Origin of the sequence: Enterococcus sp. 4G2_DIV0659, from assembly GCF_002140715.2 — a bacterium.
Lineage (GTDB): Bacteria > Bacillota > Bacilli > Lactobacillales > Enterococcaceae > Enterococcus_L > Enterococcus_L mansonii.
On record NZ_NGLE02000001.1, the window covers coordinates 1,925,380 to 1,952,158 of the forward strand.

The following is a 26,779-nucleotide window of genomic DNA, read 5'->3' on the forward strand; positions in this document are numbered from 1 at the left end:
CTTTTTTCCGAAGAGCTAGTTCGTGCAGCTAGATCAGAAGAAAAGCGTAGCGAACTCGTTCAGCTCTGACAGAAAAATAGGGAATAATGATTGTGGCGTTTTTTGCGACTAGAATGATTCATCTTTTTTCCGAAGAGCTAGTTCGTGTAGCTAGATCACAAGAAAAGCGCAACACGCTTATTCAGCCTTTGAGCAATATAAGAATAAAAATGTTAGCAGAGTATTTTTCTCTGCGAATTTTTATTCGTTATTGCCGAAAAGGCTAACGTGTGTAGCTAGATCAAGAAAAGCGTAACGCACCCATTCATTTTTAGCGGAAAAAATTAAAAAACAGTAATCAACTTGGAGGAAATAATATGAAAAAGAAATTTTTAGCAGTAGCAACGGTATCAATGATTGCATTACTTACTTTAGGAGCATGCGGTAATAGTGGAAAAAAAACTACAGACGGTTCAGCATCTAAAGAATCAAGTTCAGATGCAGCAACAACAATTACAGTAAAGGATTCAAACGGCTCAGTAGAAGTTCCTAAGAATCCTAAAAAAGTTGTCGTTTTTGATAACGGCTCACTAGATACGATGGACGCATTAGGTGTTGGTGATACAGTCATTGGAGCGCCAACGAAAAACCTACCTAAATATTTAGATAGCTACAAAAAAGTTGAATCAGCTGGTGGAATCAAAGAACCAGATTTAGAAAAAATCAACCAACTAAAACCAGATATGATCATTATTTCAGGGCGGCAACAAGATTTCCAAGATAAACTAGAAAAAATCGCTCCAACAATTTATCTATCAGTAGATGCCAAAGATACATGGAATTCTACGAAGAAAAACATTGAAACATTAGCTGAAATCTTCGATAAGAAGGATGAAGCGAAGACGAAAATTGCCGATTTAGAAAAAGAAATTGCCGATGTGAAAGAAAAAGCACAAGCAAGTGATGAAAAAGCGTTAGTTGTTTTGGTAAATGAAGGACAACTTTCAGCATACGGGACAGGTTCTCGTTTTGGAATCGTTCATGATACATTTGGTTTCAAGCAGGCAGATGATGCCATTGAAGCATCTACTCACGGGCAAAGCGTTTCTTATGAATATGTGTTAGAAAAAAATCCAGATATCTTGTTCGTTGTTGACCGTACTAAAGCAATCGGTGGGGACGATACAAATGATAACGTAGAAAGTAATGAATTAGTGAAACAAACAAATGCTGGTAAAAATGGGAAAGTGATCTCTTTACAACCTGATGTTTGGTACCTAAGTGGTGGCGGATTAGAGTCTACACATTTGATGATTGAAGATGTACAGAAAGCGTTGAAATAAAGATTCTATTTAGTTTTTAGTCATAAAATATAAGCGGAAAAAGTATCCAATTCTGTAGTTGAGTGTCTATCATGTTAATCATGATGCTCTTAAGTACAAGATGGGTACTTTTTTTGAATGTATTTATAAAAAAGGTGAGTGAATTTATATGTTTTATGTAAAATTATTATTTCTTTAAAGGTTATTTAGTGTATAATAATTGTAAGCGCTTAATCGTTTTGCTTTTAGAGTTGATTAAATAAGTTGAATCACGTATATAAGTTAGAATTATGTTAGATATATAGAATGGAGGAGAACCATGTATGTAAAAGAGAGACTTTTTTATTGATTCCATTATTACTGTTGTTTCTTTGTGTAATTATTTGCGCGATTGCTTTGCTAAAATTAACTGCTGAAAACAAATTAGCGAGAAAATTGGTTTTACTTTTTTCCATTATATTTGAAATGATCATTGTGTACCTTATTTCGGTTGTAATACTCTTTGGATATAATACTTAAAAAGTGAATAAAACGCCTTATACATAATTAGAGAATATAGTAAAAAAACAATTCATATGAAATTTTTAGAATACATCTAATAATTTCTATAAAATCCTCATTGACGCTCCTTCATTCTTTATGCTACAATCCATGTAATACATTATCTATTAAAATTAAATGTGAAGATAAGGAAAGTATTTTCCAGATAACTCAAAGAGAGTCTCGGCTAGTGGAAAGAGACAGTGAATATGGAAAAGAAAATGGCCTTTGAACAAATTGATCGAACACGTTGAGATTAATTCAGGTGCGCCTGTTACAGCGCCTCAGTATGATTGTACTGAAAGAGTGGACTTTTTATAAGTCAATTGAAGGTGGTACCGCGAAAGTTTATAGCTCTCGTCCTTTTTAGAGGATGGGGGCTTTTTGCTGTGAATCACTGCGATTGGCTTTGCCAGAGTAGATGATGAACAGTACTTGGCGAACAAAGTGAGCGAAGTTACCATACTAGCGAATCACTACACAAGGTTTCAAACTCACTAAATTCTAAGAGTTAAAGCTTTGAGAATGTAAAGCCAACGAATGGCTCCGCCAGAGTAGATGACGAACAGTACTTGGCAAACAAAGTGAGCGAAGTCACCATACTACACATCGTTTCAATCGCATTATTGTAAATCACGAAGAGCAAAGTAGCTCAATAATCCACAATACAACATACACAAAAGAAAAAGAACAGCTTATTTTCAACATTTACAAAAAGGTAGGAGTAGTTAATGTATACAGATACTGAAGGGAGAAATAAAAATGAAGAAAAAACTATTAGTCGTAAGTGCAATATTAACGGGATTATTACTAACAGCATGCGGAGGCAACGATAAAAAAGAAACAACCAAAAACAAAGACGGCGCAATTGCTGCCAGTCAAAAAATCAAAATCAGTTCACCAGCACCATTATCAACGCTAGACACTACTCAAACAATGGATAAAAACACCTTTACGATCGTTCAACACCTGTTTGAAGGCTTGTATCGTTTCGATGATGACAGTACACCGATTCCGGGATTAGCAGAAAAAGTTGATATCAGTGAAGATGGGTTAACCTATAAATTTACCCTGAAGGAGAATATTAAATGGAGCAATGGCGAACCAATCACTGCTAAAGATTTCCTATATTCATGGAAAAAACTAGTAACACCAGCAACGATCGGACCAAACGCTTATTTATTAGACAATGTAAAAAACAGTAAAGCAATTCGCAATGGTGAAAAATCGGTGGATGAAATTGGTCTTGCTGCACCAAGCGACAAAGAATTTGAAGTGACCTTGGAGCAAGCGCAACCATCATTTTTAACAGTTGCATCGATTGGTTGGCTAGCGCCGCAAAATCAAGCCTATGTTGAAAAACAAGGAAAAGAGTACGCGACTGACAGCGATCATCTACTTTATAGTGGTCCATTTATTTTAACGGATTGGGATGCGTCATCAGACACGTGGACATTAAAGAAAAATCCTGAGTATTACGATGCAGATAAAGTGAAGTTAGAAGAAGTGGATGTTAATACGATCAAAGAAGAAAATACAGGAATCAATTTATATCAATCCAACGAATTAGATCTTGTTCGTATTAGTGGACAATACGTGCAACAATACAGCGATGATGAAGGGTATGTCACTCATTCAGATGTTGCGAATTATTACTTAGATTTCAATAAAAAAGAAGGCACAGCACCAGACAATCTTCACTTACGAAAAGCGATCGCACAAGCTATCGACAAAGATGCATTGACTAAAAGTGTCTTAAACGACGGATCAAAACCTTTGAATGGTTTGATTCCAAGCAATCTGTATAAAAATCCTGAAACATCGGAAGATTTCAGAGCCTTTAGTGGGGACCATTCTGTTTATGATGTGAAAAAAGCACAAGCTGAGTGGGAAAAAGCGAAAGCTGAATTAGGAGATAAAATCAAGTTGTCCTTGTTAGTTTCTGATGATGATAATGGCAAGAAAATCTCTGAATATGTGCAAAGTCAATTACAGGAAAACTTAAAAGGGATCGAAATCACAATCAATGCACAACCGAAAAACAATGTTTTGCAAACACGTAAAGATAAAAATTATGAACTATCATTATCAGGCTGGATTGCTGGAAGTAGTGATTTAGATTCTTATTTCAACTTATATGCTGGAGATTCTGCGTATAATTATGGTTCTTATAAAAATGCAGACTACGACAAGTTGATCACGGATGCCCGTACAATCCATGCGAATACTCCAAATAAGCAATTTGATGATTACAAAGAAGCAGAAGCTATTCTATTAGATAAAGATGCAGCACAAGTGCCACTTTATCAAAGTGCATCGAACTATTTGATCAATCCTAAAATCAAAGGTATCAGCTATCACTTATATGGCGACTTCTTCAACCTTAGAACAGCTTATTTAGAAGAGTGATCTGCTTGGAAGGAGGAATAAACATGAATCAGTTACTAGAACGATTTATTCGTTATGTCAAAATCAATACGCGATCAGACGCAAGTAGCCAAACGGTTCCTACAACGCAAGTTCAAGTAGACTTTGCAAGAATCATTGAAAAAGAATTAGGAGAAATCGGACTTTCTGATATTCATTACAATGAGAAAAATGGCTTTTTAACAGCAACTTTACCGGCAACAACCAATAAAGAAATACCAACGATCGGATTTATTGCCCATTTAGATACAGCAGATTATAACGCCGAAAATATTGAGCCGAATGTTTTTACAAATTATGATGGTGAAGATGTTGTGTTGAATGAAAAACTTGGAATCATTATGGAGACAGAAGAATTTCCTAATTTGAAAGATTACATTGGGCAAACATTGATTACTACAGACGGGACAACGTTATTAGGTGCGGATGATAAAGCAGGTATTGTAGAAATTTTAGATGCCGTTGAGTATTTATTGGCACATCCGGAAATTCCTCATGGGAAAGTATTACTAGCTTTTGGCCCAGATGAAGAAATCGGACGTGGTGCAGATCGATTTGACGCGGAGAATTTTCCGGCGAAGTTTGCATACACCGTAGACAGTGGCAGAGTGGGGTGCTTTGAATATGAAACCTTCAATGCCGCACAAGCTGTAATCTCAATCGAAGGAACGAGTGTCCATCCAGGAACAGCGTATAAAACGATGGTCAACGCCATTAAGCTGGGTGAAAAGATAGATGCTCAATTACCCACAGCAGAAGTCCCAGAAAATACACGTGGTTACGAAGGCTTTTACTTACTGACGAAATTTATTGGCAGCTTAGATCATGCTGAGTTAACGTATATTATTCGCGATCATGATAAAGAGCTGTTCCAACAACGAAAAGAGTTACTTGCTGAGATTGTCGGTGAATTAAATGCATCATTGGATAAAAAACGGATCAGTATTGCGTTTTTGGATCAGTATTATAACATGAAAGAAATCATCGAAAAAGATATGACACCTGTCGAACTTGCAATCAAAGCGATGGGAAATTTGGGAATTAAGCCGGATATCCAGCCGTTTCGAGGTGGTACAGATGGGTCAAAAATCTCGTTTATGGGTATTCCCACCCCTAATTTATTTACAGGTGGTGAAAACTTCCACGGTCAATATGAATTTATTACACTGGAAGCTATGGAATTAGCAGCAAAAACAATTGTGGAAATCATTAAAGAAAATGCGATTACATCAGGAGATTGAGAAGGAAATCCAAATTGTATTAAAAAATAGTTGACAAGATTAGAGTTTTCTAATATGATTATCCTCAATAGTAAAGCTTTGAGAAAGAGGAGTAACAACACTGGAACTTTTCAGAGAGCTGATGGGACTGCGAATCAGTAAGGGATGTGTTGCGAATGGACTTTCGAGCAAAATGTTGAATCGTAGTAGGCATTTTCGGGAACTCCCGTTACAGAGTAAGGTCGTTGATAGACGACTGATAAGAGGAAAGAATTTCTTTCAAACTTGAGGTGGCACCGTGAATTTTTCGCCCTCAAACCACAGATTTTGTGTGGTTTTGGGGCTTATTTTTTGTTCATTACTATATTTCACTTAGCTCTGAGTATTAGAGAACTACGATAAGTAGCTGATGAACAACACATGGTGTGCAAAGGAAAGAAAATAATTTTATGAGGAATTGCCAAACACTATGATTTCCTTATAAGGTTACTTTAAACAAATTCTTTTCATTGAGGTGGTACCGTGGATAGTATTATTCGCCCTCACAAAACAGATAACTGTCTGTTTTGTGAGGGCTATTTGCTGTGAATCACTACGACTGGCAAAGCCAGAGTAGATGATGAACAGCACTTGGCGAGCCAAGCGAGCGAAGTAACCCTACAAGAGAATCACCACACTGCGTTTCGATTCTATCAAACGCTAAAACAAATCAAAACCAGAAAAGAGGAAAGTACATGCAATTGATCAAAGAAATCCAAGCAGACTATCTAACGGCCATATCCGCTTTTTTAAGAATCAAAGGTGTTAATAAATGTCTTCTAGAAAGTATCCCTAGAGATAAAAGCAAAGGACGTTATTCGATTATTGCCTGGAATGCCGTTTCTGAAATTACCTGCTGTGGTTCTGAATTAACAATTAATGGACAAACAGTCAGGACAAAAGATCCCTTAAAAGAAATCGAAAAACACGTACTAAAACAAGAGGAAATTTCACAAGAATTACCGTTCCAAGGTGGAGCAATCGGCTATGTTGGCTATGATGTGATTGCCAGTTATGAAGATTTAGGCAAAGTCCCATTTGATGAAATGAGTATTCCGGATATCCATTTTTATCTCTTTGATTCATACCTGATTTTTGATCATGTTGGCGAAACGATTTACTTAGTCGAAGCAAATACCTATTCAAACCGTGAAGAGAAACAATTAAAAGAAGCGTTGAAGCAAACTATCAAAGAATTACAAACGCCAAATGAAGAAGAACAAAAAATCATCCAATTGAAGCCTTTGACCTACCAAAGTAATTTTACCAAGGTGACCTTTGAGCAAGTTGTGACGAAGGTCAAGGAATACATCAAGCAAGGAGATATGTTTCAAATGGTTCCTTCACAACGTTTGACAGCAGTTTTTGATGAAGAAGCGTTTGATTATTATCGCAGATTACGTGTGACAAACCCTTCTACGTATTTGTATTTTCTCGATTTCGGTGAAACGTATGTCATCGGTTCATCGCCAGAGAGTTTAGTCAGTGTCAAAAATCAAATCGTCACAACCAACCCTATCGCTGGAACTAGAAAACGGGGGCAAACGCCAGAGCAAGATTATATGTTGGAACAAGAACTTCTTAACGATGAAAAAGAACGCGCCGAGCATTTAATGTTGATTGATTTGGGGCGTAACGATGTGGGACGAGTCAGTGAATTTGGTTCAGTAGAAGTACCTATTTATATGACGGTGGAAAAATATCGTTTTGTCATGCATCTAGTTTCGGTTGTTACAGGGCGATTGAAAAAGGGCTTGACAGCAATGGATGCATTAAAAGCTACCTTACCAGCAGGAACAGTCAGTGGTGCACCAAAAATCCGAGCGATGCAACGGATTTATGAAATCGAACCAGTCAAACGGAACATTTATGCTGGAGCAGTTGGTTATTTGTCAAAAGACGATCAAGCGGACTTTGCTATTGCGATTCGAACAATGGTTGTTCATAAAAATAAAGCCTATGTTCAAGCAGGTGCAGGGGTTGTATATGATTCTGATCCGTCAAAAGAATATGAGGAAACCTTGCAAAAAGCCAAAGCACTTTTGGAGGTGGGAAAATGATTTTACTGATCGATAATTATGATTCTTTTACACATAATCTAGCACACGTAATGGGGGCTGAAAAAGAAGTAGTGATTGCTCGAAATGATTCTGAGGAGTTGTTTAAATTAGCAGAGCAAGCGAAAGCCATTGTTATTTCTCCAGGACCTGGAACGCCAGATGAAACAGGCCATGTCAAAGAGGTCATCAAACGATTCTACAAGACAAAACCAATACTCGGCATTTGTTTAGGCCATCAAACGATTGGTGAAGTATTTGGCGGAAAAGTGATTTTAGCGAAAGAAATCAGACATGGAAAACAGTCAGTCATTGCAACCAATAAAAGCAGTTTTCTTTTTAAAGGGATTGAGGAGAACATTTCAGTGATGCGCTACCATTCATTGATTATCGCCAAAGAAACAGTTCCAAAGGAGTTTAGAATCTCGGCAATAGCAGTGGATGACGGAGAAATTATGGCAATCGAACATCAGGAATATCCAATTTTCGGTTTACAATTTCATCCAGAATCGATTGGAACACCAGAAGGAAAGAAAATCATCAAACAATTTATTCAAGTAACGGAGGGAAAAGGATATGAAACAATTATTTGAAAAAGTCGTCGCCAATGAGCACTTGACTCGTATAGAAGCACAACAACTAGGGGAAAAAATATTTGAAGGGGAATTAACGGAAAGCCAAATCGCAGCTTTTTTAACAGCGCTGAAATGTAAAGGTGAAACGGCTGAAGAGATGGCAGGTATTGCTGAAACGATCCAACGAAAAGCCGTAATGATTTCTTGTCAAAAGGAAAATGTGATGGATAATTGTGGCACTGGTGGCGATCAATCGGGAAGCTTTAATATTAGCACGACTGCTGCGTTTGTGTTGGCTGCTGGAGGCGTGACGGTTGCAAAACATGGAAATCGCAGCATTTCTAGTAAATCGGGGAGTGCGGATCTTTTTGAATGTTTAGGCGTGGATTTATCGCTATCCCCTGAACAATTAAGTATTGTACTTAATGAAGTCGGGTTAGCCTTTCTCTTTGCACCTCAGATGCATCCAAAGATGAAGTATGTTATGAACGTTCGGAAAGAATTAGGGACGCCAACCATTTTAAATTTGATTGGACCATTAACGAACCCTGTGTTGTTGGATTCCCAACTAATGGGAACCTATCGGAGAGATTTGTTAGAAGAAACAGCGAAAACATTAGGGGAATTAGGACGAAAGCGTGGGATAGTCGTTAATGGTGCTGGTGGGTTGGATGAAGCATCTCTTGCAGGAACAACTCATTTTGCTTTATTGGAACATGGGGTGATCACAAAGCACACGATTGAACCAGAAGAAGTCGGGTTTGCCCGTTTTCCTTTAGAAGCGATTCGTGGTGGGAATGCTGAACAAAACACGGCGATTTTATTATCCATCTTAAAAAATCAGGCAAGTCCTTATTTAGATACGGTTTTGCTGAATTCTGGGTTAGGATTTTTCAGCAACGGGAAAGTTGCGACCGTTCAAGAGGGCATCAAATTAGCGAAAGACTGTGTTGCAAGTGGGGCCGCTTTGGATAAATTGCAACAATTGATTCGAGTACAAAAGGAGGTAGCGTAGATGGATTTTTTAGAAAAAATAATCAAGGAAAAGCAAAAAGAAGTGGCGTTGATGCCTTTGGAAACGTTGCAGCCATTACGTCAGGCTTTTTCTTTTTATCAACAAGTCAAAAATCATCCTGAAAAAATGCATATTATTGGGGAAGTCAAGCGAGCTTCGCCTTCCAAAGGTGCAATCAATTTATCTGTTAATGTAATCGAACAAGCTCAAGCATACGAGGAAGCAGGAGTTGGGGCTATTTCAGTTTTGACGGATGAAATTTTTTTTAAAGGATCAATTGAAGACTTACGACAAGTTAGTGAACAAGTGAAAGTTCCAGTATTATGCAAAGATTTTATTATTGATGAAAAGCAAGTCATTCGTGCACGAAATGCTGGAGCAACCATGGTCTTACTGATCGTGGCTGCACTCACTCAGCAACAATTGGCAGTGTTATATGCTAAAGCTGTAGCGCTTGGTTTAGAAGTATTAGTTGAGGTTCATGATGAACAAGAATTAAAAATTGCCGAAGCTTTGTCGGCAAAGTTGATCGGTGTGAATAATCGTGACTTAAAAACATTTGAGGTTTCGATTGCAGTTAGCCAAACGCTAGGGGAAAAGCAAGCAACAGATGCAGTGTATATTAGCGAGTCAGGTTTTTCTACTCGTGAACAAGTAGCATTAGTGAAAGACGATTATCAAGCTATTTTGGTTGGTGAAGGGCTGATGCGCCAAACAGATCCTAAAGAGAAGCTTAAGGAATTACAGGTGATGCGATGAAAGTCAAGATTTGCGGCTTAAAAACCCAAGAGCAGGTTGATACGGCAGTAGCGTTTGGTGCAGATTATCTTGGCTTTGTCTTTGCTGAAAGTCCACGCCAAGTGATTCCAGAAAAGGTCAGAGAAATCACTAGAAACGTTCCCGAGAATGTGAAAAAAGTCGGAGTCTTCGTTTCACCTAGTAGGTTAGCTGTTGAGACAATCATTCAACAAGCTGGTTTAGATAGGATACAAATTCATGACGAATTACCAGCAACTCATTTTTCAGTTCCGCTGATTCGAGCGTTGTCAGTCGATGAGACAATGATAGAAACACCTACTGCGGACTATCTTCTCTTTGATGCGCCACCGAAGCGATTTGCAGGAGGTAATGGAGAAGTGTTTGACTGGGAAAAATTAGATCTAAGTCTATTAAAGGACAAAAAAATAATCATTGCAGGAGGACTGACCGTAGCCAATGTTCAACAAGCTAAAAAGAGATTTAATCCTTATGCTGTGGATGTTTCTAGCGGTGTCGAAACTAATGGAGAAAAAGATCTACGAAAAATCAAAGCTTTTCTAGAAAAAGCGAAGGAGGAATTCGATGTATAAGCAACCAAATCAAGGATTTTATGGAAACTATGGTGGGCAATTTGTGCCAGAGACGTTGATGTATGCAGTCAAAGAATTAGAGGAAGTTTATGAAGCATCAAAAACGGATCAAGCCTTTCAAAAAGAACTTGCGTATTATTTAAAGCAATATGTGGGGCGTGAGAACCCTCTATACTTTGCCGAACGTTTAACCGATTATGCAGGCGGTGCCAAAATTTATCTAAAACGGGAAGACCTTAATCATACAGGAGCGCACAAAATCAACAATACGATCGGACAAATTTTATTAGCCAAAAAAATGGGTAAGAAAAAAATCGTTGCAGAGACTGGTGCAGGACAGCACGGAGTAGCAACAGCAACAGTGGCTGCTTTGTTTGGAATGGAATGTACGATTTTCATGGGGGCTGTCGATGTAGCTAGACAATCGTTAAATGTTTTTCGAATGGAATTATTAGGAGCAAAAGTTGAAAGTGTGACTTCAGGAAGTGAAACGTTAAAAGATGCTGTAAACGAAGCGTTACGTTTTTGGGTTGCTAATGTGGAAGATACTCATTATGTGATGGGGTCTGTTTTAGGGCCGCATCCATTTCCGGAAATTGTCCGTGATTATCAAAGCATTATTGGCATCGAAGCTAGACGTCAGTTCCAAGAAGCAGAGGGCAGATTGCCGGATGCAGTCGTTGCGTGTGTTGGCGGCGGCAGTAATGCCATGGGGATTTTCTATCCTTTTGTTGATGATGAGGTGGCATTGATTGGTGTTGAAGCGGCAGGATTAGGCTTGGATACACCAGCGCACGCCGCATCTATCAACAAAGGAAAAACAGGGATTCTGCACGGAGCGATGATGAAAGTATTACAAGATGAGAATGGTCAAATTTTAGAAGCCTTCTCGATTTCAGCGGGTTTAGATTATCCAGGTCTAGGACCAGAGCATTGTCATTTAAACGATATCCGTAGAGCAACGTATGAATCGGTGACGGATCAAGAAGCCTTAGAAGCTTTCAATATTTTGTGCCAAACAGAAGGAATTATTCCAGCTTTGGAAAGTGCGCATGCTATTAGCCATGCAATAAAAGCAGCCAAAGAACTCGGGTCAGATAAACAAATCATCGTTTGCCTTTCTGGACGTGGGGATAAAGACGTACAACAAATTAAAGAGTTACTAGAAAAGGAGGCAACGCAATGAAACCATTGACGAAGCACTTACTAGCAAAACAACAAGCTGATGAAACGATTTTTGTTCCGTATATTATGGCAGGAGCCCAAGGATTGGACAAGCTATCTGACGAAATCCATTTATTATCAGAAGCTGGAGTGAGTGCAATTGAATTAGGCATTCCCTTTTCAGATCCGGTCGCCGATGGTCCTGTGATTCAGGCAGCTGGTCTAAAAGCGTTGGAAAATAAGGTTACATTACGAAAAATAATCCAGCACCTCAAACAAATCAGCACCTCAACGCCGTTAGTCTTGATGACCTATTTTAATCCAGTTTTTAATTATGGACTAGAGGAATTTATGAACGATTTAACTGAAACGAATGTTTTAGGATTGATTATTCCGGATTTACCTTATGAACATCAAGAGTTGTTAACACCATTACTAAAAGCAAGTGATATTTCGTTGATCCCGCTGATAGCTTTAACGACACCTAAAGAGCGAATACCAGCATTAATAGAATCAGGTGATGGGTTTATCTACGCAGTAGCGGTCAATGGTGTGACAGGAATAGGACGAAACTATCAGGAAACGCTAGATGAGCATTTAGCTTCGATTCAACAAATCAGTGACAAACCCGTTTTGGCAGGTTTTGGTGTTTCTTCAACCGAACATGTGGCTCGTTTTAGAAAAAGTTGTGCAGGTGTAATTGTCGGAAGTAAAATTGTGCAGTTACTTAGTGAGGGGAAGCAAGCGGAGGTTCAAGCATTTATTAAAGAATCTATAATGGAGTAATGAAAATTTTGTCTTTTTCCTCTTGCCTCTGAGCCGTTATTTCTGTAAAGTAGTATGAAAAGTAGGTGGAATAATGGAAATTGTTATCAATCGAAAATTGATTTTTGCAGAGAACCAATATTTAGAGACGGAACGTTTACACTTACGCCCTGTGATGTTAACTGATGCCGAGGATATGTTTGAATATGCATCAGATGAAGCAACCGTCACCTATGTTTTTCCAATTCATCAATCGATTAAAGATACGAAAGAAAGCATTGCGAATTACTTCATATCGGCCCCGTTAGGGAAATATGGCATCGAATTAAAAACATCTGGAAAGTTTATCGGAACAATTGATTTACGTGTGGATGATCAGCATAATGTAGCGGAGATCGGTTATGCCATGAATAAAGCATTTTGGGGTCAAGGATATATGCCAGAAGCAGCTAGAGAAATTCTGCGTCTCGGTTTTGAAGAGTTACGATTGATGCGGATTTTTGCTACACACGATATTAAAAATCCACAATCTGGTCGAGTAATGGAAAAAATCGGTATGAAAGTCGAAGGAAAGATTCCAAATGCACGTATGTGGAAAGGAAAAGTCGTAACAGATATGATGCGTGGTATTACTTTAGAAGAATGGCAATAGTTGCATAATTAATGTAAAGAATTGCTCAGAGGAGAAATGGCTAAATGTTAATGTTTACTGAAAAAGATTTTGATGTATTTACAATAGAAGGATTAGAGCCTCGAATGGCAGGGATTCGTTCTGAAATTCAACCGAAATTTCAAGACTTAGATGATTATTTTGCCGAAAAGTTAGGCGAACAACTGGAAACAGATTTTTTTGTTCATATTGCCCAGCATCGCCGTAGAACTGTTTATCCGCCAGAAAATACTTGGTCAGCCCTAAGTCAGAAAAAACGCGGCTATAAAATGGAAGCTCATTTTCAATTAGGGATTTGGCCAGATTACTTATTTATGTGGTTATCACTGATTGACAATCCTAAAAATGAAAAAGAAATTGCGCAAGCTTTTTTAGAAAATCAAGGATTATTTGAGCAATTAGAGGATGATTTTTATCTGTCGATTGATCATACCCAGCCCGAGATCGAACGGTTAAGTGAAGCAGATCTAGAGAAACAGTTAACTCGTTTTCGTGATATAAAAAAAGGCGAATTTCAAATTGGACGAATCATCAAAAAGACAGATAGTTTGTTAAATGATCCAGAAAAAGCGCGTGCGTATATGTTAAAGACGTATGAAGAATTATTGCCATTCTATCAATTGGCGATTGAGTTGCAACAGGCAGATTAAAAAAGACCTAAAACACTTAGATGCATTTTTGCATGGAGTGTTTTGGGTCTTTTTAGTCGATTGCGCTACTGAACACCAATCTTATTCAACGGATAATACTGAAAATAAACAACGCCTACGATATTCTTTTTATCCACAAAGCCAAAATAACGGCTATCATCTGCTTTTCGACGATTATCTCCCAACACAAAATATTTTCCTTCTGGAACCACAGTTGTTGGATTGACTGCTGTTGTTTCTAAACTAAAATCAGCAGTCAAAGGCAAACCATCCGTTAAATCCGCTTTAAACTCATCTAAGTAAGGCTCATCATATTTTTTATCATTGATATACAATTGGTCATTTTCCATTCGGATAGTATCACCAGGCAGGCCGACAATTCGTTTAACAATTCTTTTTCCATCACGTGGGCTAGGAAATGTTGCTACATCAAAGCGTTTCGGTGAAATCAGCGATGTTTGCCACAAGCGGTCAGATTCATGATAGGTGGGTTCCATAGAAGTGCCAATAACTTCCACAGGGGTTAAGACGTACTTTCTTAAAAAAAGTGTAAACATTAAAATAACAGCAAATTGAACCAACGTGTAAAACAGACCATGTTTTTTCTTCATAATAAACTCCTTTTTACTTATTGTTGATTTTAGTATATCAAACTATCACTAGCAAATTAAGAAGAAACATAGAAAAGTATATGAAAAAATCGAGAAACTAAGAAAGCAGATGTTTTGTTGTCCATACTAAAATTTGCTATACTTTGTACAAAACTTATCGATCGATAAGGAGGAGGGGGATTTATGTTTTTAGCATGGAATGAAATTACACGCTCGAAGTTACGTTATGCCTTGATTATCAGTGTCATGTTTTTGATTTCTTATTTAGTCTTTTTTTTGACAGGTTTAGCATATGGTTTAGCGGAAGATAATCGAACGGCTGTAGATAAATGGCAGGCAGACGGCATTGTGTTGTCGGACGAGTCAAACACGAATATCAATATGTCGATGATCCCGATAAAATCAATGGATGAGGTAGATGCAAAAGAAAAAGCTTCATTAGGACAAACCGCAGCTGTGATTCAATTGGATAAAAAGCATGCTGAAAAAATCAATGCTAGCTTTTTTGGCATTAATAAAGAGGAGTTTTTAATGCCGAATATCATTGAAGGGAAAGCTTTCTCAACTGAGGATGAAACAGTTGTGGATAACAGCCTAAAAAGAGAAAAGGGAATTAAACTTGGGGATAAATTGAAATTAGCTGGTAGCGCTAAAACACTCAAGGTTGTAGGATTTACAGATAATGCAAAATTTAATGTTGCGCCAGTATTATATGTATCAACAGATGCGTTTCAACAAATCCGATTTGAAAAAGCAGATACTTCTGAGAATGCGCGCGTGAACGCTATTGTTTTCCGTGCAAAAGATGGCGCGTTGAAAAACGTACACTTAAAAAATGATGGATTGACCAGTTACAAAATTACGACTTTTATCAATAAATTACCAGGATACAGTGCCCAAGTATTAACATTTGGCTTTATGATTGGCTTTTTAATTGTCATTGCAGCGATCGTTATTGGTATTTTTATCTATGTTTTGACCATGCAAAAAGCCACTATTTTTGGCATTATGAAAGCACAAGGAATATCAGGCTTTTATATTGCAATTTCTGTCATTGTTCAAACCTTTGTGTTGGCATTTTTTGGAATAACGATTGGCTTACTTGGAACTGTAGGAACATCTTTCGTGTTGCCAAGCGCTGTTCCATTTCAAAGCAACTGGCTATTTTTCTTATTGATTGGCGGACTAATGTTGATTATTGCTGTATTAGGGGCACTATTTTCAGTTAGAACAATTGTAAAAATTGATCCGCTAAAGGCAATTGGATAGAAAAGGAGGACACGTAAAATGAAAGCAATTGAATTTTTATCTGTGGATAAACAATTTCTGGATGGAGATACAACTATTGAAGCGTTGAAATCCACAAATTTTTCTGTGGATAAAGGTAAATTTGTGGCAGTGATCGGCCCGAGTGGTTCAGGAAAAAGTACCTTTTTAACACTTGCAGGAGGGTTACAAACTCCTACAAATGGTGAAGTAAAGATAAATGACCAAGCGTTTAGTGAAGAGAATGAAAAAAAACGCTCGAAGATTCGTTTTTCCGAAATTGGGTTTATTTTACAAGCATCAAATTTAGTACCGTTTCTAACTGTGGAAAAGCAGCTGCGCTTGGTGGATAAAGTTAAAAAGGAAAAAACAGATGTTGAGAAAGTTACTAAGTTATTAACAGAATTAGGAATTGAGAAGTTAAAGAAAAAATACCCTGACGAAATTTCTGGAGGTGAGCGACAAAGAGTAGCGATTGCGCGTGCCTTGTATAATGATCCTGCCATTATCTTAGCGGACGAACCTACAGCAAGCTTAGATTCGGATAGAGCCTTTGAGGTTGTGAAGATATTAGCCAGGGAAACGAAAGAAAAAAATAAAGCCACGATTATGGTCACCCACGACCAACGCCTCATTGATTTTTGCGATGAAGTTTTTGTAATGAAAGATGGCGTGTTGAAAAAACAAAAATAATAATAGGAGCAAAGATGCAGTGGGTTACCAGCATCTTTGTTTTTTTGCACAAAAAAACCTTGCCCAACAAAGTGAGCAAGGTTTGTACATTCGAGAAAGAATGAGAAGCTGTAACGCTTTTCTCCAAATCGAATCTTAAAGTTTTTGGTTGTAGTATTCAACGACAAGAGCTTCGTCGATTTCAGGATATAGCTCATCACGTTCTGGTAAACGAGTGAAGCTTCCTTCTAATTTTTCAGTATCGAAGCTTACGAATGCTGGACGTCCAACAGTTGCTTCAACTGCTTCTTTAACAGTTACGATGTTTTGAGATTTTTCACGAACAGAAATCACTTGACCGACTTCAACGTGGTAAGATGGGATATCAACACGTTTGCCATCTACAGTGATATGACCGTGGTTTACTAATTGACGTGCTTGACGACGAGTAGTAGCAAGACCTAAACGATAAACAACATTATCTAAACGTTGTTCTAGTAAGATCATGAAGTTAACCCCGTGTTTACCTTCTTTGATTTTGCTAGCTTTAACGAACAAGTTAACGAATTGACGTTCGTTCATGCCGTACATATGACGTAATTTTTGTTTTTCAGTTAATTGCATACCGTATTCAGAAACTTTACCACGGCTGTTTGGTCCGTGTTGTCCTGGTTTGTATGGGCGACGTGCTAGTTCTTTACCAGTTCCTGATAGAGAGATACCTAGACGACGAGAGATTTTCCATGATGGTCCTGTATAACGTGACATTAAAAATTCCTCCAATAAAATAAGTTTTTTGGAGTAAAATAATCTTCTGAAAAATTCATATTCGTTCAGTTCATTCTTCAACCTTCGCCCTTTGCAGCCGTGGGTTACGCAGTTGAACCTGAAAAGAAAAGCTGATAAGGTTTTTGAGCCTTAAAAGCTAAACACCAAGGCAATGAAATGTTGACGAGACTATTATTTTTCTGCTGCATTATTTTACACAAAGCATAGTATAGCGTAAAACAGTAGATAACTCAAGCTTTTTATTGAGTTATCCACTAATAAACTACCAACCGCCAGAAGCGCCCCCGCCTCCGGAAGAGCCTCCACCAAAAGAACCCCAAGAGGAGCCTCCGCCACTGCCGGATGAGTCGTTATCTGACCAATTACCAGACTTATAACTAGACGCTAGATAAGCGGTCGTTAAGATAGTGCCATTTCCTGAATAGAGGGTATCGCCGATTAAAATTCGCCCAAACGACTTTTGTTGAGCTGCAGGATTTTTTAACAATTTTCCTCTGGTGATCGCCCGATGTAAACTTCTTGTGGAGAAAATCAAGAGAGTTCCACTTAGTAGAATATAGTAAAAATCGGTTTGTTTCATTTTTTCCTGCAAGAATTGAGGATCATTTTGCTCAATTGATTTAGAATAAACAGACATCTGCTCTAAGTATTCATTGTAGGTTTGTTTCAAAGTGCTTTTTGCACGAATCGATTTAATGATGAAAAACAGATTGACTATCATAAGAAATAGTAGCAAGGTAAATACGCTCCAGTGGGAAAATGTAGCTGAACTTTGTTGCTCTTTGAGCTGAGCGATTTTAGAATCCACTAAAGCGGTTTTGGTGTTCATCAATGCAAATACTTGATCGACTACTTGAGTTATTCCATCAGTATATCGTTTGTCTCTAAATGCATCGACTACGGCGTCATCATTAATGATGTTATCTGCTGTTCCATCAGGAATTAAGCCTTCCAAACCATAGCCTACTTCTAGGCGGAATGTTCGATCATCTAATGAAATTAAATATAAGACACCATTATTTTCCTCCTTGTTACCTATACCTAGTTGGTTAAAGATTTTATTTGCATAAGATTCGATATCTTCATCATTTGGGAGTTTTCTGACTGTTACGACTTCCAATTGAGCGCCACTAGTGCTAGCAGCTAGCTGTTTATTCAGTTTGTAGATTTTTTTCTTCATAGGGCCATCTAATATAGCCGCATTATCTGAGACAAAAATATTGTTTTTATTGATGATTAAATTACTATTCGTCCCTTCAATGGAGACGGAATAATTGTTTTCTTGTTGAGGATACTCTTTTAAATGATCTAAATTTTCTTGTAAAACAGTATCAAACGATTTTGTAGCTTCTACCACTTTGCCAGACTCGATATCTGTCCGCTGATTCTTCGAAATGAAGGTTGTTTATTTGTTATGCTATGAAAAAAAGTGCTACTTTGTGTGAAAAAGCACTAGACAAAACTCTTACAGGTCTTTAAAATGATAAAGGATGTTTTTTGAAAATATAAATATGAAAACAAATTGAGAAGGAGAAACAAAATGAAACCTGTATCGCCATTATTTGAGCAGATCGACAAATCAATTAGCAAAAAAATGAACTTGTTCCAAAGTAGTTTTATGCGTTATGCTTTTCGTGCAATGCTTGCTTGTATGTTTTTAACATTAGGAACGGCAGTTGCTTTTGCGATTGCAATGAAAGGTGAAGATATTGTCCATGGACTAGGCAAAATGCTTTACGCGTTTATGTTTAGCTGGTCTTTAGTGATGATTCTTTATATGAATGCTGAACTAGGAACATCGAATATGCTGTATATGACAGTTGGTGTTTATCGAAAAAAAATCAATTTTTCTTTTGCGGCTAAAATTTTATTTGCATGTATCTTTTTCAACTTAATCGGCGGCGTTCTTTTTGGGTACTTGATTTCGTTGACTGTTCCTTATCAAGATTTAGCTTCAGATAGTTTCTTCTTTACTTCAATTGCTGGAAAATTAAATAAAACAACAACCCAGATTCTAGTGGAAGCTATTTTTGCCAACATCGTGGTAAATACAGCTGTGCTAGTAAGTATGCGTATGAAAGATGATGCTGGTAAAGTTGCGGCAATTGTTTTTATCATTTTCATCTTTGCTTTTTTAGGCTATGAACACGTTATCGCCAATTTCCCTGCATTTAGTTTAGCGTATTTTGCGTCTCATGGAACAATGGCGGCAATGACAGTTAGCAGTGTAGCACACAACCTATTCTTTGCATTGATCGGTAATTTTATCGGTGGTGGTTTAGTTATGGGATTAGGGTACGCATGGTTGAATAATGCGGATACAACATACGTAGATTAAACAGTAAAATAAGTGAGAATAAGACCGAATACTTTTGTGGTAAGCGGACTGTTCTCACTTTTTATTTTATATGAAAATGAGGGAAGCAGATGAACGAATTTATTTTTCCAAAGGACAATGAGCGCTCAAAACAAATGGCTGCATACATGAAACAATTATTTCCATTTGCAGGAGTTCAAGCACCAGAAAGAGCCCGATTGACTAAAGATCTGTTAAAAGCTAGTAAACGTCTTACTTTTTCAGAATTAATTGATTTAGTGACTTTTTACTATAATAAACCTGAACGTGAGTACCAGTATTTAGCAATTGATTTAGCGACAGTTAATGTAAAGCGGTTGTCATTTGAAGAAGTTTTGTGTTTCAAACCTTTTGTGATAGAGAAGGCGTGGTGGGACAGTGTGGACGCTTGGCGTAAGTTTTTTGGACTATGGGCGTTTGCAAATCTAGAAGAAATGCCGAAGTTATTTGACTCTTTTTTTGGTGCAGAAAATTTTTGGCACAGACGAATCGCAATCAACTTGCAACTGTTATATAAAGAAAAAACAAACACTGTGTTATTGAAAAAAGCCATTATTTATGATAAAACTACAGATGAGTTCTTTATTCAAAAAGCAATAGGTTGGTCTTTGCGTCAATATAGCAAAACTGACCCAAAATGGGTCAAAGAAATAATAGAAACAACGGCATTAAGCCCATTAGCCGTTAGAGAAGGCAGCAAGTACCTGCCAAAATAAGAGAAAGCGAGCGAGTTATTACGCCATGAAAAGAAAACTTTTTGCATTTGATATTGATGGAACATTGCTTGGAACGGATAGACAGCCGTTGGAAAGTACGAGAGAAGCATTGCGGGCATTGAGAAAACAAGGACACCTTGTAACAATTGCAACAGGACGCAGCCGATTTATGGCGCAAGATATTATTTTAGATTTAGGTTTTTCTAATTACGTTCTTTGTAACGGTGCAGCTGCGTTTTTAGATCATGAGCAGTATTACCAGAACTTATTGGACCAAGAGGAATTACGCCGTTTTGCTACAGAAGTAGAGAAAAGAGAAATTGGGTTGGCCTATGTTGGTTTAGACGATGTGAAAAAAAATAACCATCATCGCCAAGAGCAAATGGTGGAAGCGATGGGCTCTATTGATTTTGAGGCACCAGAATATGATTTGAACTTTCAAAAAGAAAATGATGTGTATCAAGCGTTAGCTTTTTATGATCAATCAGCAGAAGGATCATTTGAAAGTGAATTTTCTAAATTTCGTTTTATTCGTTGGCATTCTGAAAGTGTCGATATCGTACCTAAAAATGGGTCGAAAGCGGCGACCTTGCTTAATTTAGCAGATCGAGTAGGAATTGAGCGGGAAAATATTGTGACATTTGGTGATGGTGAAAATGACCGAGAAATGCTTCGTGAAGCGGGAATTGGTGTTGCGATGGGAAATGCGTTGTCTCATGTTCAAAAAGAAGCAAAAATGGTGACAGATACGAATGATAATGATGGTATTTGGAAAGCGTTAAAAGAGTTACGAGCGATTTAATTATGATTCAGTAGATATTTTTTTCTAGAAGGATGGGGAAGAAGGGCTTATTTTCGAAGTGATTGCTTTTGTTCCGTCGTTTGTCTGGATTCCAAGTGAGTGAGATGTGACTTAAAGAGTTACGTCCTATTCACTTTTTTTATTTATTTAACAATAAATGCTATATATTTCCTACTTTTTCTGATAAAATAAATGAGACATTATGACTGGTATGATAATTTGGGCTGTGGCCCCTATTTTTATTAGAGTAGAGTATGGAGGGAACGGATAATGAGAAACAAAGTTGTTGATGTACATATACATGTTTATCGAGCTGTTTTAAGAATGTCGCAAAAAGAATTGGCCGAAAAAGTTGGCGTAACAAGAGAAACCATCGTCAATATTGAAAGAAATAAGCAAAACCCGTCATTGCTGTTGGTATATAATATTGCCGAAGTTTTAGGCGTTAGTATTGACCAGCTTTATACATTTGAAAGAGAAGCAAATGAGAAAGATGTTGATTCGGATTGAGAAGAACAGGCCATTTTTGCTTGGACTTTTTACACAACCTATTATAAAAAGTATTGTGGGGTGGAATTTATTCCTGCCACAATACTTTATTTTAAAGAAATTATTCGATAACCAATACGTCATCTTTTAAAGAAAATGGATTGTCTTGATTGATATGATCATAGAACATCACGCCATTTAAATGATCAATTTCATGTTGAACAACGATTGCTTCGTAATTTTTTAAACGAATTTTTTGTTTTTCACCAGCAGCATCCACATAAGAAAGTGTAATTTTATTATGTCGAACGACATATCCAGGCACTTCACGATCAACGGATAAACAGCCTTCACCTTCGCCTAGACAAGCATCTTGCACAGAATGACTTAAAATTTTAGGATTATACATCACTGCGCTCAAAGTCGGTTCGGGGTTTTCCAAATCGCCGCTAGGTACATGTACAGCAATGATTCGTTTAGAAATATCTAATTGAGGTGCAGCTAGACCAACGCCGCCACGCAATTTTAATTCTTCTGCTTTGACAGGATCTTGACTGTTTTTCAAGAACTCCATCATTTCTTCTCCTAACTTAATATCATCAGCAGAAAGCGGCAAAGCAACTTCTGCGGCAACTTCTCTAAGTGTAGGGTTTCCTTCACGGATAATATCCTTCATGGTAATCATAGGATAGTTCCTCCTTCAGCTATTTAAAAATATGGATTTCCTTTAATTGAAAAACAAACCCATTTGATTGTGTGTTTCTTCGTCTATCTAGTTTATCATATCTGTTATGAAAAAGGGGATAAATTGTTCAAAAAACAAAGGAATAGTAGAACTTAATCTTGCATTTTCATAGTATTTCCTGTAAAGTATATCTGTATGGAAACATACCGTCTTTTACTTGGTTGTGCGAATCACCAACGCATTACTCAGTAAGAAGATGACTATTAAAGAAGAGGTGAAAAACATGGCAATGTCAAAAGAAAAGAAAAACGAAATCATTAGCGAATACGCTCGTCATGAAGGAGATACTGGTTCACCAGAAGTACAGATTGCTGTATTAACTGCTGATATCAATCACTTGAATGAGCATGCTCGCGTTCACAAAAAAGATCATCATTCTTACCGTGGACTAATGAAAAAAATTGGACACCGTCGTAACTTGTTAGCTTACTTACGTAAGACTGACATCCAACGTTACCGCGAATTGATCCAACGCTTAGGATTACGTCGTTAATCAAAAAAGGAAAAGCGAGATTCTTAACGAACCTCGCTTTTTAGCTTATTTAAAAGCGAAGGTTAAGTAACCTTAAAATACTAAAATTAATCATCTTTGGAAAGTTTGAATGAATCTACTAACCAAATAAAAGGACTCAATTCTTTTGAATCTTTTCATTTGTTTAGTAGTAGTCTAACTTTTCCAAAGAAACAAAGGAGAACAAAAATATGACAGAAAAACAAGTGTTTAAAACAACTTGGGGCGGACGTCCTTTACAAGTTGAAATCGGTCAATTAGCTAAGCAAGCAAATGGAGCAGTATTGGTTCGTTATGGGGACACTGTGGTTTTAAGTGCAGCGGTTGCTTCAAAAGATGCGAGAGATTTTGATTTCTTTCCACTAACAGTTAATTATGAAGAAAAAATGTATGCTGTCGGCAAAATTCCAGGAGGATTTATCAAACGTGAAGGTCGCCCAAGTGAACGTGCAACATTAACGGCTCGTTTAATTGACCGTCCGATCCGTCCAATGTTTGCAGAAGGTTTCCGTAATGAAGTTCAAATCACAAATACAGTAATGAGCGTTGAACAAGATTGTACACCAGAAATGGCGGCAATGTTTGGTTCGTCTTTAGCTTTAGCAATTTCAGATATTCCATTTGATGGACCAATCGCAGGTGTTGATGTTGGTCGTGTGGATGGCGAATATGTGCTAAACCCAACAGTAGAACAATCAGAAAAAACAGATATCGAATTAACCGTTGCTGGAACGAAAAAAGCCATCAACATGGTTGAAAGTGGTGCTAAAGAAGTATCTGAGGAAGATATGCTTGGTGCGTTGTTATTCGGTTTTGACGCAATCAAAGAATTAGTTGCTTTCCAAGAAGAAATCGTTGCCGCTGTCGGTAAAGAAAAAATGGAAATCAAATTATTACAAGTCGATGCTGATTTGAAAAAAGAAATCTTCGATGCGTACTATGCTTCAATGAAAGAAGCGGTTATGACAGAAGAAAAATTAGCGCGTGAAGTCAATATAGATGCAATCAAAGACCAAGTAAAAGAAGCATATGCTGAAAAATTTACTGGTCATGAAGAGGAAGCGCAATTAGCGAAAGAAGTAAAACAAATCGCTGAAGATTTAGAAAAAGACGTAGTTCGTGAACTAATTACGATCGATAAAATTCGTCCTGATGGTCGTAAATTGGATGAAATCCGTCCATTAGCATCAGAAATTGGTATTTTACCTCGTGTTCATGGTTCTGGTTTATTTACTCGTGGACAAACGCAAGCTTTATCTGTGGTGACTTTGGCACCTCTTGGTGAGCACCAAATCATTGATGGTTTAGGTGTTGAAGATAGCAAACGTTTCATCCACCATTATAATTTCCCGCAATTCTCTGTTGGTTCAACAGGACGTGCAGGATCTCCAGGTCGTCGTGAAATCGGTCATGGTGCTTTAGGTGAACGTGCGATGGCACAAGTTATTCCAAGTGAAGCAGATTTCCCTTACATGATCCGTGTGGTATCAGAAGTTTTAGAATCAAATGGTTCTTCTTCTCAAGCAAGTATCTGTGCTGGAATCTTAGCCTTGATGGATGCTGGTGTACCAATCAAAGCGCCAGTTGCCGGAATCGCTATGGGACTTGTTAGTGATGGGGAAAACTATACAATTTTAACTGATATCCAAGGATTAGAAGATCACCTAGGCGACATGGACTTTAAAGTTGCTGGGACAAAAGATGGAATCACTGCATTACAGATGGACATCAAAATCCAAGGAATCACGGAACAAATCTTGACAGAAGCTTTGACTCAAGCGAAAAAAGCACGTATGGAAATTCTTGCTGAATTGACATCGACAATTGCTGAACCTCGTCAAGAGCTAAGCAAGTATGCTCCGAAGATCGAAATGATCCAAATCGCTCCAGCTAAAATCAAAGATGTTATTGGTAAAGGCGGAGAAACAATCAATGGCATCATTGATGAAACGGGCGTGAAGATCGATATCGACCAAGAAGGGAATGTAAGTATTGCCTCAGCAGACGCTGATATGATCAAAAAAGCAATCAAGATCATCGAAGAATTAACCAAAGAAGTTGAAGTTGGACAAGTTTATCTTGGTAAAGTCGTTCGTATTGAAAAATTTGGTGCTTTTGTTAATCTAATCAAAGGTAAAGATGGATTAGTTCATATTTCTCAATTAGCAAATGAACGTGTAAACAACGTTGAAGACGTTGTTAAATTAGGCGATGAAGTGCTTGTGAAAGTTACTGAAATCGACAAACAAGGCCGTGTAAATGTTTCGCGTAAAGCATTGCTAAATGAAGAAAATAAAGAAAAATAAGCAACGGAAGTTCGCTTTTGATGTATATTTTTAGGCAGAGTAAGGCGTTTCGCCTACTCTGTTTTTTGTGCAAAAGCACCGCTATTTAATAAAAAAATGTAAAGACGCATCACAGCTCTTTTGTTTGCCTATAATTAGTGGTAAAATTGATACTATCAGTCTAAAGATTATTCGGGGTGTCGATGTGAAAAAATTTAATCCAAATAAAAATATAATTATCACACTGATCGTCGTAATCATTGTGGTTACAATCATCAGTTTGACTGCAGCTAAAAGAACCAATAGCGGCAAAAACAATTTGGGACAGTCAGCAGTGAATGACAGTGTAGGATTTATTGATAAAGTAATTTCTTTCCCAGCTAAAGCAATCGGTAATGGTATCTCATCTATCAGTACACTTTTTAACACCTATGATGAAAATGAACGATTAAAAGAAAGAATCGATGGGTACGGAGAGTTATCCATCCAAAATGATAACTTAAAAAAAGAAAATGAAGCCTTGAAAAAAGAACTAGCACTAAACGAAACTTTAGGAAATTATGAAAGAGTGACGGCAACCGTTGTGTCTCGCTCGCCAGATATGTGGCAAGATTTATTGATTGTTGACCGTGGATCAAATGATGGGATTGAGCCCAATATGGCAGTTTTAGCTCAAAAAGGGTTAATCGGCCGAGTTATTGAAGTGAACGCAAATTCCTCAAAAGTTGAATTGCTGACGTCAAAAAATCAAAATTCAAATCATTTCCCAGTTCAAATCAATTCTGAAAAAGGCGATTCTTATGGTCTTTTAAAGAAATTTGATGATAAAGAAAATACATTAGTCGTAAGTCAAATAGTTGGTGATATGGATATCAAAGAAGGGGATATCGTTCAAACTTCTGGACTAGGTCAAAACTCTCCAGCCAATTTACCGATCGGTGTTGTGCAAAAAGTAAAGCCAGACAGCTACGGATTGGATCGCGAAGTATATGTTAAACCTTATGCTGAAATGCATGGAATACCCGTTGTAACAATCATTAAACGATTAGCAGGAGCGGGGGAGTAAGATGCAATTAATAAAAAAAGAAAATGTTAAATACTATGCACCTGTGGTTTTCTTTTTATTGATGCTCATTGATGGTCAATTGACTCAAGGCGCAGAGAATTTAACAGATAATGTCTATTTTGCAAATGCTCATTTTATGTTGCTAGCGTTTTTGATGGCAGTACCCAACTTATCTAAACGCTATTTGCTGATTACGGCGTTAATCATAGGTTTTATTTTTGATAGCTACTATATTGGAATTATCGGGATTTATACGGTTGCCCTAGTTGCAACGGTGATGATGATGTATCGATTTCAACGGGTGGTTCATACAAATCTATTAACAGCATTTTTTGGTATGATTATTTTTGTGACGACTTACGAATTAATTGCAGTAGGACTGCAATTTACTTTCCATCTATCAAATGTAGCACCTTTATTGTTTATCACGAAAGTTTTAGGACCAACATTGCTTTTTAATATGCTGATATTCGTTATTTTTGCTTATCCGCTAAAAAGATTATTCGCAAGTGAATAATCTTTTTTTTACAAAAATGAATCAATAAAACATTAACCGTGTTATTTTAAAGAGAGTGTGAAATAATTTTGTAATATCCTTTTTATCTGTATGTCATACTGCTATGGTACAATTACTCCGTTAATCAGATAAAAAGAGACCGAAACAATACTCAAAAATCAATCAGACTTACATAAATGTCG

The 26,779-nt window shown here is 37.4% G+C and carries 26 protein-coding genes and 2 other annotated features; of the genes, 22 read left to right on the forward strand and 4 right to left on the reverse strand.

All coding sequences use genetic code 11. The features are described from left to right. The first annotated feature begins 356 nt into the window (after positions 1-356). From A5880_RS08860 to A5880_RS08915, 12 genes are all read left to right on the forward strand, one after another. Entirely contained in the window at positions 357-1,322 is a 966-nt protein-coding gene (locus A5880_RS08860; RefSeq protein ID WP_086330610.1) for an iron chelate ABC transporter substrate-binding protein FitD, read from the forward strand. A gap of 653 nt (positions 1,323-1,975) precedes the next feature. Next, positions 1,976-2,209 (forward strand) — a binding site (T-box leader). A 394-nt stretch (positions 2,210-2,603) separates the two neighbouring features. After that, a complete protein-coding gene (locus tag A5880_RS08865) occupies positions 2,604-4,250 on the forward strand; it encodes a peptide ABC transporter substrate-binding protein (RefSeq protein WP_419469610.1) in 1,647 nt (548 codons plus the stop codon). A 23-nt stretch (positions 4,251-4,273) separates the two neighbouring features. Next, positions 4,274-5,509 carry a peptidase T gene (gene pepT / locus A5880_RS08870; protein WP_086330612.1) on the forward strand — a complete coding sequence of 412 codons (1,236 nt, stop codon included), beginning with the start codon at positions 4,274-4,276 and terminating at the stop codon, positions 5,507-5,509. Positions 5,510-5,578: 69 nt separating this feature from the next. Further along, positions 5,579-5,806 (forward strand) — a binding site (T-box leader). Positions 5,807-6,222: 416 nt separating this feature from the next. Beyond that, positions 6,223-7,587: an anthranilate synthase component I gene (gene trpE, locus A5880_RS08875; RefSeq protein ID WP_086330613.1), complete on the forward strand. Its 1,365-nt coding sequence runs from the start codon at positions 6,223-6,225 to the stop codon at positions 7,585-7,587. Next, positions 7,584-8,177 carry an anthranilate synthase component II gene (locus tag A5880_RS08880; RefSeq protein WP_086330614.1) on the forward strand — a complete coding sequence of 198 codons (594 nt, stop codon included), beginning with the start codon at positions 7,584-7,586 and terminating at the stop codon, positions 8,175-8,177. The genes trpE and A5880_RS08880 overlap by 4 nt, the downstream gene beginning before the upstream one ends. Continuing rightward, positions 8,161-9,174, forward strand: a complete 1,014-nt coding sequence (trpD, locus tag A5880_RS08885) for an anthranilate phosphoribosyltransferase (RefSeq protein WP_086330615.1) — start codon at positions 8,161-8,163, stop codon at positions 9,172-9,174. Before A5880_RS08880 ends, trpD begins: the two co-directional genes overlap by 17 nt. After that, the gene (trpC, locus tag A5880_RS08890) at positions 9,175-9,933 is read left to right on the forward strand and encodes an indole-3-glycerol phosphate synthase TrpC (protein ID WP_086330616.1); all 759 of its coding nucleotides are present in this window, start codon (positions 9,175-9,177) and stop codon (positions 9,931-9,933) included. It begins immediately after the preceding gene. Beyond that, entirely contained in the window at positions 9,930-10,523 is a 594-nt protein-coding gene (locus A5880_RS08895) for a phosphoribosylanthranilate isomerase (protein ID WP_086330617.1), read from the forward strand. The genes trpC and A5880_RS08895 overlap by 4 nt, the downstream gene beginning before the upstream one ends. After that, positions 10,516-11,709 (forward strand): tryptophan synthase subunit beta, encoded by a 1,194-nt coding sequence (gene trpB, locus A5880_RS08900; protein WP_086330618.1) that lies wholly within the window; start codon positions 10,516-10,518, stop codon positions 11,707-11,709. Before A5880_RS08895 ends, trpB begins: the two co-directional genes overlap by 8 nt. After that, positions 11,706-12,473 (forward strand): tryptophan synthase subunit alpha, encoded by a 768-nt coding sequence (gene trpA, locus A5880_RS08905; protein ID WP_086330619.1) that lies wholly within the window; start codon positions 11,706-11,708, stop codon positions 12,471-12,473. The genes trpB and trpA overlap by 4 nt, the downstream gene beginning before the upstream one ends. Positions 12,474-12,546: 73 nt before the next feature. After that, positions 12,547-13,104 (forward strand): GNAT family N-acetyltransferase, encoded by a 558-nt coding sequence (locus A5880_RS08910; RefSeq protein ID WP_086330620.1) that lies wholly within the window; start codon positions 12,547-12,549, stop codon positions 13,102-13,104. Positions 13,105-13,148: 44 nt separating this feature from the next. After that, a complete protein-coding gene (locus tag A5880_RS08915; protein ID WP_086330621.1) occupies positions 13,149-13,772 on the forward strand; it encodes a DUF1054 domain-containing protein in 624 nt (207 codons plus the stop codon). A gap of 65 nt (positions 13,773-13,837) precedes the next feature. On the opposite strand, the gene lepB is transcribed toward A5880_RS08915, so the two are convergent. Further along, positions 13,838-14,383, reverse strand: a complete 546-nt coding sequence (gene lepB / locus A5880_RS08920) for a signal peptidase I (protein WP_086330622.1) — start codon at positions 14,381-14,383, stop codon at positions 13,838-13,840. Between the two features lie 183 nt (positions 14,384-14,566). Here lepB and A5880_RS08925 point away from each other — a divergent pair, with 183 nt between their 5' ends. Next, complete coding sequence (locus A5880_RS08925; protein WP_086330623.1) at positions 14,567-15,652, forward strand: ABC transporter permease; 1,086 nt, start codon at positions 14,567-14,569, stop codon at positions 15,650-15,652. A gap of 18 nt (positions 15,653-15,670) precedes the next feature. Further along, a complete protein-coding gene (locus A5880_RS08930; protein WP_086330624.1) occupies positions 15,671-16,342 on the forward strand; it encodes an ABC transporter ATP-binding protein in 672 nt (223 codons plus the stop codon). Positions 16,343-16,477: 135 nt separating this feature from the next. Here the strand turns inward: A5880_RS08930 and rpsD are convergent, their stop codons facing one another. Both rpsD and A5880_RS08940 read right to left on the reverse strand, forming a co-directional pair. After that, the gene (gene rpsD, locus A5880_RS08935; protein ID WP_069663033.1) at positions 16,478-17,089 is read right to left on the reverse strand and encodes a 30S ribosomal protein S4; all 612 of its coding nucleotides are present in this window, start codon (positions 17,087-17,089) and stop codon (positions 16,478-16,480) included. A gap of 283 nt (positions 17,090-17,372) precedes the next feature. After that, positions 17,373-18,467 (reverse strand): TPM domain-containing protein, encoded by a 1,095-nt coding sequence (locus tag A5880_RS08940; RefSeq protein WP_256924813.1) that lies wholly within the window; start codon positions 18,465-18,467, stop codon positions 17,373-17,375. 183 nt (positions 18,468-18,650) lie between these two features. Between A5880_RS08940 and A5880_RS08945 the strand changes: the two genes are divergently transcribed. The 4 genes from A5880_RS08945 to A5880_RS08960 all read left to right on the forward strand — a co-directional run bounded on the left by A5880_RS08945 (position 18,651) and on the right by A5880_RS08960 (position 21,494). Next, the gene (locus A5880_RS08945; protein WP_086330626.1) at positions 18,651-19,448 is read left to right on the forward strand and encodes a formate/nitrite transporter family protein; all 798 of its coding nucleotides are present in this window, start codon (positions 18,651-18,653) and stop codon (positions 19,446-19,448) included. Between the two features lie 89 nt (positions 19,449-19,537). Next, positions 19,538-20,182 carry a DNA alkylation repair protein gene (locus tag A5880_RS08950; RefSeq protein WP_086330627.1) on the forward strand — a complete coding sequence of 215 codons (645 nt, stop codon included), beginning with the start codon at positions 19,538-19,540 and terminating at the stop codon, positions 20,180-20,182. Between the two features lie 25 nt (positions 20,183-20,207). After that, a complete protein-coding gene (locus A5880_RS08955; protein WP_086330628.1) occupies positions 20,208-20,984 on the forward strand; it encodes a Cof-type HAD-IIB family hydrolase in 777 nt (258 codons plus the stop codon). Positions 20,985-21,254: 270 nt separating this feature from the next. Next, entirely contained in the window at positions 21,255-21,494 is a 240-nt protein-coding gene (locus tag A5880_RS08960; RefSeq protein ID WP_086330629.1) for a helix-turn-helix transcriptional regulator, read from the forward strand. Positions 21,495-21,594: 100 nt separating this feature from the next. On the opposite strand, the gene def is transcribed toward A5880_RS08960, so the two are convergent. Then, entirely contained in the window at positions 21,595-22,158 is a 564-nt protein-coding gene (gene def / locus A5880_RS08965; RefSeq protein WP_086330630.1) for a peptide deformylase, read from the reverse strand. 283 nt (positions 22,159-22,441) lie between these two features. Here def and rpsO point away from each other — a divergent pair, with 283 nt between their 5' ends. The 4 genes from rpsO to mreD all read left to right on the forward strand — a co-directional run bounded on the left by rpsO (position 22,442) and on the right by mreD (position 26,597). Continuing rightward, a complete protein-coding gene (rpsO, locus tag A5880_RS08970; protein ID WP_010761818.1) occupies positions 22,442-22,711 on the forward strand; it encodes a 30S ribosomal protein S15 in 270 nt (89 codons plus the stop codon). Between the two features lie 209 nt (positions 22,712-22,920). Then, positions 22,921-25,035 (forward strand): polyribonucleotide nucleotidyltransferase, encoded by a 2,115-nt coding sequence (gene pnp, locus A5880_RS08975; RefSeq protein ID WP_086330631.1) that lies wholly within the window; start codon positions 22,921-22,923, stop codon positions 25,033-25,035. A gap of 184 nt (positions 25,036-25,219) precedes the next feature. Continuing rightward, entirely contained in the window at positions 25,220-26,080 is an 861-nt protein-coding gene (gene mreC / locus A5880_RS08980; protein ID WP_179190421.1) for a rod shape-determining protein MreC, read from the forward strand. 1 nt (position 26,081) lies between these two features. Then, positions 26,082-26,597, forward strand: a complete 516-nt coding sequence (gene mreD, locus A5880_RS08985) for a rod shape-determining protein MreD (protein WP_086330632.1) — start codon at positions 26,082-26,084, stop codon at positions 26,595-26,597. The last annotated feature ends 182 nt before the right edge of the window (positions 26,598-26,779 follow it).